This is a genomic window from Halobacterium sp. CBA1126, assembly GCF_009741975.1.
GTDB lineage: Archaea > Halobacteriota > Halobacteria > Halobacteriales > Halobacteriaceae > Halobacterium.
Window position 1 is genome coordinate 1 of sequence record NZ_WPCF01000101.1, and the last position, 9,503, is coordinate 9,503.

At 71.6% G+C, this 9,503-nt stretch carries 7 protein-coding genes and 4 pseudogenes; 7 read left to right on the forward strand and 4 right to left on the reverse strand.

Annotated features, from left to right (window positions below):
• Both GJ634_RS12310 and GJ634_RS12315 read left to right on the forward strand, forming a co-directional pair.
• On the forward strand, window positions 1-345 hold a 345-nt coding region (locus tag GJ634_RS12310), incomplete at its 5' end, for a MarR family transcriptional regulator (RefSeq protein WP_157503061.1).
• 153 nt (window positions 346-498) lie between these two features.
• Window positions 499-1,098, forward strand: a complete 600-nt coding sequence (locus tag GJ634_RS12315; protein WP_157503063.1) for a hypothetical protein — start codon at window positions 499-501, stop codon at window positions 1,096-1,098.
• A gap of 264 nt (window positions 1,099-1,362) precedes the next feature.
• On the opposite strand, the pseudogene ileS reads toward GJ634_RS12315, so the two are convergent.
• Both ileS and GJ634_RS12325 read right to left on the reverse strand, forming a co-directional pair.
• Window positions 1,363-4,559, reverse strand: a pseudogene (gene ileS / locus GJ634_RS12320) (isoleucine--tRNA ligase).
• A 57-nt stretch (window positions 4,560-4,616) separates the two neighbouring features.
• Window positions 4,617-4,847: a hypothetical protein gene (locus GJ634_RS12325; RefSeq protein WP_197425515.1), complete on the reverse strand. Its 231-nt coding sequence runs from the start codon at window positions 4,845-4,847 to the stop codon at window positions 4,617-4,619.
• Window positions 4,848-4,954: 107 nt separating this feature from the next.
• On the opposite strand from GJ634_RS12325, the gene GJ634_RS12330 reads away from it, so the two are divergent.
• The 4 genes and pseudogenes from GJ634_RS12330 (at window position 4,955) to GJ634_RS12345 (ending at window position 7,343) form a co-directional block, all read left to right on the forward strand.
• Window positions 4,955-5,593: a uracil-DNA glycosylase gene (locus GJ634_RS12330; RefSeq protein WP_331714155.1), complete on the forward strand. Its 639-nt coding sequence runs from the start codon at window positions 4,955-4,957 to the stop codon at window positions 5,591-5,593.
• A gap of 25 nt (window positions 5,594-5,618) precedes the next feature.
• Complete coding sequence (locus tag GJ634_RS12335; RefSeq protein ID WP_157503068.1) at window positions 5,619-6,071, forward strand: thioesterase family protein; 453 nt, start codon at window positions 5,619-5,621, stop codon at window positions 6,069-6,071.
• Between the two features lie 42 nt (window positions 6,072-6,113).
• Window positions 6,114-6,549 (forward strand): annotated as a pseudogene (locus GJ634_RS12340) (HIT family protein).
• Between the two features lie 50 nt (window positions 6,550-6,599).
• Window positions 6,600-7,343 (forward strand): division plane positioning ATPase MipZ, encoded by a 744-nt coding sequence (locus tag GJ634_RS12345; RefSeq protein ID WP_157503070.1) that lies wholly within the window; start codon window positions 6,600-6,602, stop codon window positions 7,341-7,343.
• On the opposite strand, the gene GJ634_RS12350 is transcribed toward GJ634_RS12345, so the two are convergent.
• The gene (locus GJ634_RS12350; RefSeq protein ID WP_157503072.1) at window positions 7,344-7,847 is read right to left on the reverse strand and encodes a hypothetical protein; all 504 of its coding nucleotides are present in this window, start codon (window positions 7,845-7,847) and stop codon (window positions 7,344-7,346) included.
• Between the two features lie 173 nt (window positions 7,848-8,020).
• Between GJ634_RS12350 and GJ634_RS12355 the strand changes: the two are divergent.
• A pseudogene (locus tag GJ634_RS12355) lies at window positions 8,021-8,876 on the forward strand (transcription initiation factor IIB family protein).
• On the opposite strand, the pseudogene GJ634_RS16730 reads toward GJ634_RS12355, so the two are convergent.
• Window positions 8,877-9,503: pseudogene (locus tag GJ634_RS16730) on the reverse strand (chromosome partitioning protein ParA); the annotation flags it as partial.

Sequence of the window (9,503 nt, forward strand, 5' to 3'; positions counted from 1 at the left end):
GACGCCGACGACCGCGCGAACGCGGAGCAGTCGGCGATGCCACCGACCGCCACGGCGCACGGCGACGGCGGCGTTCCGTCGCTTGACGCCGCCGAGGAACGAACCGACGACCTCCTCGAGGCGCGCCGCGAGCAGTGGGAGGCGACCGCCGAACGCCTCTCGAGCAATGAAGCGGCCGTCTATGAGGCCGTGCTGGACGCCGACGGCGTACTCCCACAGGCTGACATCGTCGACCGGACGGACATCTCGAAGGCGTCCGTGAGCCGCGCGCTCGACAGCCTCGAGGCGAGAGACCTCGTCGAACGAAAGCGCCGCGGCATGGGGAACGTCGTCGTGTTGCTCTAGACGGAAAACCCGTTTCTCGGCGGTTTCGAACCGGTTTCTCCGTCGTTTCCAACAGACGGCTAAATGGGCTTTCAGACAAGGGTCGACCGAGCAGTCCGGCGCCCGGTCCGTCGGCGGCCGTCGGCGCCGCGTGCTGGACTGCCCGAGAACACCATGAACGCGAAGTCGCTCGCAGTCGCGCTCGCCGCGCTCGCCGTCACTGCCCTCGCAGCCGGCGGTGTTGGCGCCGCGCCGCTGAGCGCGCCCGACAAAGAGGTACAGCCCGCCGACCGACCCACCGTCGACGGCTACGAGTTCGCGGTCGTCGACCATCACAACTGGCTCGACGACCGCGACGCGGACGGCGAAGCCGTCGCCGAACTCCTGCTCGCCGACGCGGAGACCGGCGGCGCACTCCGCGACCTGTTCGAGGCCGACAAGCCGCTCGCGCTGGACGTCTACGGCGCCCTCGTACAGGGTGGTGACGCCGCGCACGTCGTCGTGACGCCCGCGCCCGGCATCGACGAGAGTTCGACGAGCGAACAGCGTCCGCGCGTTGCGGCGGTCGTCGACCTCGGCGACGACACCGTGCGCCTCGTCGGGGCGTCCGGTGCCCGAGACGAGTCCGCTGACGCGGTCACGCTGAACACGTCGCTGTGGAGGTCGCCGAGTCGATCACCGTCGAGAACGCCACCGGCGACGCGTTCGTCGTTCAGACGGTCGACGGTGAAATCCTGGACGGCGATAGCGTCGCCGTCGAGACGGTGCTGGTGAACGAGACCAGCTCCGGCGACGGCATCGTCGTCGAGACGGTGGCCGGCAACGAGACCGACGAGTAACGACCGCGGAGCTACCGCTCGCCTTCGTCCCGCGCTCCCCCTCGTCCGGCTCCCCACGTTCTCCGTCACCGCAGCCGGACGACAGTACCGCGTCCGTCACATCCACCACGTCCACACCGTCCAGATACAGAGAGGCTGTCGCGCTACAGCGCCTCGATGCCGACCCCGATGCAACGACGTCTCGAGGTCGAGACCGGTGTTACAGCTCCTCGACTTCGAGCGCGATCTTCGTCCCCTCGACGTCCCACTCCTCGCGGTAGCCGTCCTCGACTTCGCCGAGCTCGCGCGCCCGGGTCTCCTCTTTCACGAGGTCCTCGTGCTCGGAGACCAGCCGCGCGACGCGGTCGTCGAAGACCATCACGTCGAGCCGGATCTCGGCGTCCATCTCGAGGTCGAGGTCCTTGCGCATCTCCTGGACGCGCCGGATGACCTCGCGGGCGTACCCCTCGCTCTCGACGTCCTCGTCGAGCTCGGTGTCGACGTAGACGGTGCCGCCGTCGAAGTCAGCGCCCGCGACGTCTTCGGGGGTCTCCTCGACGAACTCCACCATCTCCGGCGTGAGCTCCACGTCGCGGCCGAGTGTCTCTTCGACCTGCTCGGCGAGCGCGTCGAGGTCCGCGGATTCGACGTGGGCGTCGTTGAGCGCCTGCATGACCTCGCCGGCGTCGTCGCCGAACGCGGGGCCGAGGACGCTCATGTCGGCGCGCGCGCTGAACGCGAGCTCGCCCCAGTCGTCGCCCTCTCGTCGACGACCTCGATGCGGCGCGCGTTCAGGCGGTCGCGGAGCAGGCTCGGGTGGTCCCGGACCGCGCTCGCGACGCGGTCGTCGTCGGCGTCCACGACGATGCGCGTGACGGGCCAGCGGAGCTTCCGGCCGGCCTGCTGGCGCGCGTGGCTGCCCGCCTCCTCGATGTCCCGCAGCGTCGCCACGTCGTCCTCGAGGGCGGGCTGGCGGTAGCGCTCCCGCACCTCGGGCCAGTCGCACATGTGGACGGTGTCGTAGGCGTCGCCGTCAGTGAGGTGCTGGTAGAGCTCGTCCGTGACGAGCGGCGCGTACGGCGCCAGCAGCGCGGTCACCTCCAGCAGCGCCCGCTGGAGGGTGGCGTACGCCGCGGTCTTCGACTCGGAGTCGCCCTCCTCCCACATGCGCTCGCGGACGACCTGCACGTAGTACCGGGAGAGGTCGCCCGTGACGAACTCCAGAATCTCCTCGAGGGCCTTGTGCTGCTCGAAGGCCTCCCAGTGCTCCGTGGCGTCGCCTTTCACGCGCTGGAGCGTCGACAGCAGCCACTGGTCGACGGTCTCGAGGGCGACGTCGTCGACGCTCACGCCCGCGCCGTCGCCGCCGAACGGCTCGGGGACGTTCGCGTCGAAGTCGTCCATCGCCATGTACGGCCGCGGGAACCGGAAGACGTTCCAGAGGATGTTGAGGTCCCGCTGCATGTTCTCGGTCTCGTCCCACGAGAACCGCATGTCCTGGCCCTGCGGGCTGACCGACAGCAGGAACAGGCGCATCGGGTCCGCGCCGTACTCCTCGATGACCTCGTTCGGCTCGATGGTGATGCCCTTCGACTTCGACATCCCGCGGCCGTCCGGCATGTTCGCGTACCCGTGCATCAGCACCTCCTCGTAGGGCACCTCGCCCAGCGCCGCGGTGCCCATGCCGAGCTGCGACCAGAACCAGCCGCGGGTCTGATCGTGGGCCTCCATGATGAGGTCCGCGGGCCACAGCTCCTCGAAGTCCTCCTCGTTCTCGGGGTAGTCGAGGGTGCCCCACGACGCCACCGAGGAGTCCAGCCAGACGTCGAAGACGTCCGGGACGCGCGTGTACGTCGTGCCGTCCCGCGTGATGGTGAGGTCGTCGACGGTGTCCTTGTGGAGGTCGACGGTCTCCGGGTCGACGTCCTGGTCGGCGAGCTCCGCGAGCTCCTCGCGGGTGCCGACGACGAGCACGTCGTCGACGTCGCCGTCCCAGTCCTCGGGCGTCCAGATGGGGACGGGGATGCCCCAGTAGCGCTGCCGGCTGACGTTCCAGTCCGGCGCGTCCTCCACGAAGTCGCGGAAGCGGTTGTCCCGCGCCCACTGCGGGTGCCACTCCGACTCGTTCATGTTCTCCAGCAGCTCGTCTTTGACGTCCGTGATGGTGATGAACCACTGGTCGGTGACGATCTGGATGATGCCCGTGTCGCAGCGCCAGCAGTGCCCGTAGGAGTGGGTGACCTCCTCCTCGGCGAGCAGCGACCCCTTCCCCGCGAGGTCCTCGATGATGTCCTCGTTGGCGTCCCGGACGAACTGCCCCTCGTACGCCCCGCCCTCGTCGGTGTAGACGCCGTCGCCGCCGACCGGACAGAACACCGGCAGGCCGAGCTCCTGGCCGCGCTCGAAGTCCTCCTCGCCGTGGCCGGGCGCGGAGTGGACGAGGCCCGTGCGGTCGGCCTCCACCCAGTCGCCGTGGTAGACCTCGTGGGTGCCGTCGGCCTCGGTGGGGTTAGCGGGGACTTCCTCCGCGAGCGGCGGCGTGTACGTCCAGCCGAGCATGTGGCTGCCCGGGAACGTCTCCTCGACCTCGTAGTCCTCGTAGCGGCCCGCCGTCAGCACGTCCTCGACGCACTCCTCGGCGACGTACAGCACGTCCTCCTCGTCGCCCTTCGTCGCGCGCACCTTCTGGTAGGTGCCGTCCTCGTCGACGGCGACGTACTGGTTGGCGGGAATCGTCCACGGCGTCGTCGTCCACACGACCAGCGACCCCTCGCGGTCGTCGAGGTCGAAGGCGACGTAGATGGAGGGGTCGGTGACGTCGTCGTACTCGACCTCGTTGTTCGCGATGGCGGTCTCGCAGCGCGGACACTGGCTGATGGAGCGCTGCCCGCGCTCGACGAGGTCCCGCTCGTGGACGCGGTCGAACGCCCACCACGCCGCCTCCATGTACGACGGGTCGACGGTCTTGTAGGGGTTGTCCCAGTCCATCCAGACGCCGAAGCTCTGGAAGTCCTCCTGGAGGCCCTCGAGGTTGCGGTCGGCGAACTCCTTGCACGCCTCGATGAAGTTCTGCTCGCCGTACTCCTCGATGTCCTTCTTCGAGTCGAAACCGAGTTCCTCCTCGACTTTCGTCTCGATGGGGAGCCCGTGCATGTCGTAGCCCGGGCGGTCCGTGACGTCGTACCCCTGCATCCGGTGGTAGCGGATGTAGGCGTCCTTCAGGGTCTTGTTCCACGTCGTCCCCATGTGCGCGGCGCCGGACGTGTACGGCGGGCCGTCGACGAAGAAGAAGTCCTCGCCGTCCGCCCGGTGTTGCTTGGTCTGCTCGTAGGCGTCGACGTCGTCCCAGTAGTCGAACACCCGGTCTTCGACCTCGTCGGGGTCGTACTGGTCGGGGACGTCGGCGAATCGGCTCATGGCGTACCCGTCTCGCTCGCACCTCAAAGGATAATCGATTGTACAGTCGGCGCCTGATTACGCGCCGCCGAGCCGGGTTCCCACCTTGTCCGTGAACAGCATCGTGCCCGCGGCGATGGCGACGACGCCCATGGCCGCCAGCCACGCGCCGAGCACGAGCTCGCCGCTCCCGAGCGAGGCGACGCTGCGCAGTTCCGCGAGCAGACCGGTCCCCACGAGGCCGGCGCCGACGACGGCGTACGCGAGCGTCACGGCGAGGTCGACCAGTTCCGCGGCGTTGTCGAGCATATTCCGGGGTATCCCGCCGCCGCTCATAGCCCTTCTGTTCTCCTCGCGGCGACGGTACGCCGGCCGCCCGCGCAAGCCTATTGGTGTCGCCGGCCCGACGCGCTCCCGTGCCCGAGTTCCCCGACCCCGGCACCCGGAACGTCCTCCGGCCCGGCTGCGAGCGCTGTCCCGCGCTCGCCGAGTCCCGGCACTGCATCTCGTGGGGACAGGGCGACCGCGACGCCGACCTCGTGGTCGTCGGCGAGGCGCCCGGCGCCGGCGACCCGGACGCCGAGCAGTGGCGCGGCGGCAACTACACCGGGATGGCGTACACGACCCGCCACTCCGGGCGGCGCGTCCGCGACCTCGCCGCCGCCCTCGGCCACCCGGACGCGTACTTCACGAACGCCGTGAAGTGCCACCCGCCGGAGAACCGCGACCCCACGCCCGAGGAACGCGAGGCGTGCGCCGGCCACCTCGAAACCGAACTCGCGGAAATCCAGCCCGCGGCCGTCCTCACGACCGGGAAGCACGCCACCGCGAGCCTGCTGTCGCTGGCCGGCCGCGACCTCGACGGCTTCGTGGCCACGGTCGGCGCGTGCGTCCGCGAGGGCCGCTCGCTCGACTGGCCGGGCTTCGACGCCGCGCTCGTCCCCGCGCTCCACCCGTCCTACGAGGACGTCTGGCTGTCGCGGATCGACCTCTCGCGGGACGCGTACGTCGCCGGCCTCCGGGACGCCCTCGCGAGCGCGCGCCGTCAGGACTAACACCGGGAACGCCGTCCCGTCAGCCATGGCCGACGCCTTCGAAGCGCTCGCCGACACCGACCTCCACGGCGAGTCCACGTTCACGCTCGACGCCGAGCACGCCACCGTCGCGTTCGGCGCGCAGGACGACCCGCCGGGCGACCCCGCGGCCGTCGACGCCGCGCCCGAGGAAGCCACCCGCGTGCTCGGGACGCCGTACCTCCTCGCGCAGTTCGAGGTCGTCGTCCGCGAGGCGCTCCGCGGCCACATCCCCGAGGGCACGGGCGTCGTCGAACGCGGCGCGTCCGTCTCCCACCTCGCGCCCGTCGCCGTCGGCCGCGACGTCGACGTCTCCGCGACGCTCGTCGGCGTCGACCGCCCGGACCTATCCTTTGCCTGTCGCGCGGAACGCGACGACGGCGCCTCCGTCGCCACCGGCGACCTCACGCTGCGCGTCGTCGACCGCGACCAGTTCCGGGACAGCGTCGCCGGCCGCTGACCCGCGAGTAGGTTTTTCATCGAGGCCCGCGTTGGGCCGCACATGGCCGACGACTGCATCTTCTGCCAGATCGTCGACGGAGAGATTCCCGCGCGCGTCGTCTACGAGGACGCCGACGTGCTCGCGTTCCTCGACGCGAACCCGCTCGCGCCCGGGCACACCCTCGTCATCCCCAAGGACCACCACGAGACCCTCGACGAGGTCCCCCCCGGAGAGCGGCGAACTGATGTTCGCGGCGCTGCACTACCTCACGCCCATCGTCGAGGACAGCGTGGACGCCGACGGCAGCAACGTCGCGTTCAACAACGGCGAGGCCGCCGGCCAGGAGGTCCCGCACGTCCACGGCCACATCATCCCGCGGTTCGACGACGACGGCGGCCGCCCGGTCCACGCCGTCGCGGGCGAGCGCCCCGACCTCTCCGACGACGAGCTCGACGACATCGCCGAGGACATCGCCGCCAGCGCCGGCGAAGAATAGCTGCCGGGAACACGCGAATTTTAGTGTCATCGGACGGGGAAACTACTGGCATGCAGCCACGAACTGCCGCGCTCGTCGGCGTCGCCGGCGGCGCGGGCACGACCCGCCTCGCCGTCGAGACCGCCGCCGCGCTCGCCCGCGACGGCGCCAGCGCCGCGGTCTTCGACGCCGCGTTCGCCACGCAGGGCCTCGCGCAGTACGTCGACGGCCGCATCGACACCGACGCCACCGACCTCCTCGTCGACCCGGACGCCGAGGCGGCCGACGCCCGCCACGACCTCGCGCCCGACGCGCCGGGCGAGGTCGCCGCGTACCCCGCGTTCGCGCCGTTCGCGCGCATCGCCGACGCCAAGGCGCCTGCCGCCGCCGAGCGCCTCGACGCCCGGCTCGATGACCTCGGGGCCGCCCACGACTTCGTGCTCGTAGATACGCCGCCGGTCGCCGCGAACCAGGCCGTCGCCGCCGTCACGAGCGCGGACCGCAACGCCGCGGTGCTCCCGCGGGGCGACCGCGGCGTCGACAGCCTCCAGCGCGCCCGCGGCCGCCTCGCCGACGTCGGCACCGAGTTCGACCTCGCGGTCGCGAACCGCACCGCGGACGCGCGGCCGGACGCCGACCACGCGATTCCCGAGCACGCAGAAACCGGGGTGCCGGAGGTACCAGCAGCGCTCGCAGGCGACGGCGAGTTTACCGCAGCACTCGTCGCGCTCGCCGAGTCGCTGTTCGAGACCGAGGTCGCCGTCGACCTCGAAGAAGCGTCGCTGCTCGACGCCGCGCGCCAGACGCTCTCCTGACTACGCGTCCGGGAGCGTCGCCGCGAGCGCGTCCCGCTTTTCGACCATCGCGTCGCCCGCGTTCGACAGCGCGCTCTCCACGGCTTCGGCCGCACCGTCGACGGGCTCGTGGGTGGCGACGAACGCCGCGAGCGCGAACTCCCGCTCGCCGGCGCCCGTCAGTTCGAGGGCGTCCGCGCGCGAGCACTCCGCCGCGAGCCAGTCCTCGAGAATCTCGCGCTGGAGCGGGGAGAACGGCGACAGCCCCGCGAAGCCGAGCCGGTGAAGCGCCTTCGCCGCGGTCGTCGGCGCCACGCCCGCCTCGTCGGCGGCGTCGCCGACGCTCGCGCCGCCCGCGTACGCCTCCGCCATCGTCGCCGCGGCCTCCGCGCTCACCGGGAGGTCGTCCTCGAACGCGGCGAGGCGGGACGCCAGCGACTCCGCGGTCCGGTCGACGCTGGCGACCCCGCGCTCGCGCTGGCGCGTCGTCGTCCGCACTCCCGCCGCGATGTCCGCGAGTCCCATGCACGGAGATTCTCCCCTCCACCACTTAAAATTTCGAGTGCATACTGACGAGAAATACGCCGGCCCCCGTCGGAACGTACCGGTAATCGGTACGCTCTCGGGCGCTCGAACGGCCGAAATCGGCGGTTCCGTCCCGCGTTTAAATACTGCTGTGGGCCCTACGTTCAGGTGAGATGAGTCAGTCAGCGACCTGCCCCGAGTGTCAGGGTGCCGTCCGGAAGCGTGCGACCGAACGCGTCTGCGCCGACTGCGGCCTCGTCGTCTCCGAGGACCGCATCGACCGCGGCCCCGAGTGGCGGAGCTTCGCCGACGACGACAGCGACCCCGAGCGCACCGGCGCCCCGCTCACGCGCGCCCGCCACGACCGCGGCCTCTCCACGGAGATCGGCCGCTCGACCCGCGTGAAGGGACGCAAGCGCCGCCGCCTCAAGCGGATGCGCCGCCAGCACAAGCGCGCCTCCATCCCCTCCAAGGCCGACCGCAACCAGGTGTACGGGTTCACGGAGATCCGCCGGCTCGTCGGCAAACTCGACCTCCCGCGGAGCGTCCGCGACCAGGCCTGTGCGCTGTTCGACTCCGCGCAGACCGAGAACCTGCTGCGCGGGCGCTCCATCGAGGGGTTCGCCGCCGCGGCCGTCTACGCGGTCTGCCGGACGAACGCGCTCTCGCGCACGCTCGGCGAGGTCGACGCCGTCGCCCGCGCCGACGAGAGCGAACTCTCCGCGGCCTACGACGCGATGAACCGCGAGCTCGGCCTGCCGACCGGCCCCATCGACCCCCCGCGACTACCTCCCGCGGTACGCAACCGAACTCGACCTCCCGCAGGCCGTCGAGCGCGCCGCCCGCGAGTACGTCGAGGAAGCCGAGTCCCGGAACCTCGTCTCCGGGCGCAACCCCAGCGGCGTCGCAGCGGCCTGCCTCTACACCGCCGCCCGCGACCGCGACGAACCGCTCACGCAGGCCGACGCCGCCGACGTCGCGGACGTCACCCCCGTCACGCTCCGGTCGACGTACGACGACCTGCGCTGACTATTCGCGGGCCGCCCGCACTCGTTCCGCCAGCGCTCCGAACCGCTCCACGGCTTCGGCCTCGCCGTCCACCGCCGCGACCGGCCGCCCCGCGGTCATCGCCGCGGCGACCGAGTCGGCGTCGGGAACCGCGACGACCGGGGCGCCGAGCGCGTTCGCCACCGCCTCGCTCGCCTCCGGCGCGCGGTTGTACGCGACGGCCGCGAGGCCGGCGTCCAGTTCGACGGCCAGCGAGCGCGCGCGGAGCGCGTCCGCCAGCGCGGCCCTGTCCGGCGTCGTCACGAGCACGCAGCGTCCGCGACCAGCAGCGGGAGGCCGACGTCCGCGCGGAGGCCCGCGGGACAGTCCACGACCACGTCGCCGTACGCGTCCGCGACGGCGCGCAGTGCGTCCACGAGCCGCCGCGGGTCGCCCTCGCGGGCGCCGGCGAGCGTCCGCCCGCAGGGGAGCAGCGAGACGCCGTCCGCCTCCCGGACCGCCTCGACGGCGTCCGCGCGCCCCGCAATCACGTCGTGGAGGTCCGGGCCGCGGCCAGCGGGCACGTCCGCCATCCCGAGGTCCGCGTCCACGAGCACCGCGTCGAGCTCGGCGGCGAGGTTGAGCGCGGTCGTCGTCTTCCCGACGCCG

What these genes read in the sequence shown, in the direction of transcription:
- GJ634_RS12315 (WP_157503063.1), top strand. Translation starts at nt 499, where the DNA reads ATGAACGCGAAGTCGCTCGCAGTCGCGCTCGCCGCGCTCGCCGTCACT.
- GJ634_RS12325 (WP_197425515.1), bottom strand. Translation starts at nt 4,847, where the DNA reads ATGCTCGACAACGCCGCGGAACTGGTCGACCTCGCCGTGACGCTCGCG.
- GJ634_RS12335 (WP_157503068.1), top strand. Translation starts at nt 5,619, where the DNA reads ATGGCCGACGCCTTCGAAGCGCTCGCCGACACCGACCTCCACGGCGAG.
- GJ634_RS12345 (WP_157503070.1), top strand. Translation starts at nt 6,600, where the DNA reads ATGCAGCCACGAACTGCCGCGCTCGTCGGCGTCGCCGGCGGCGCGGGC.
- GJ634_RS12350 (WP_157503072.1), bottom strand. Translation starts at nt 7,847, where the DNA reads ATGGGACTCGCGGACATCGCGGCGGGAGTGCGGACGACGACGCGCCAG.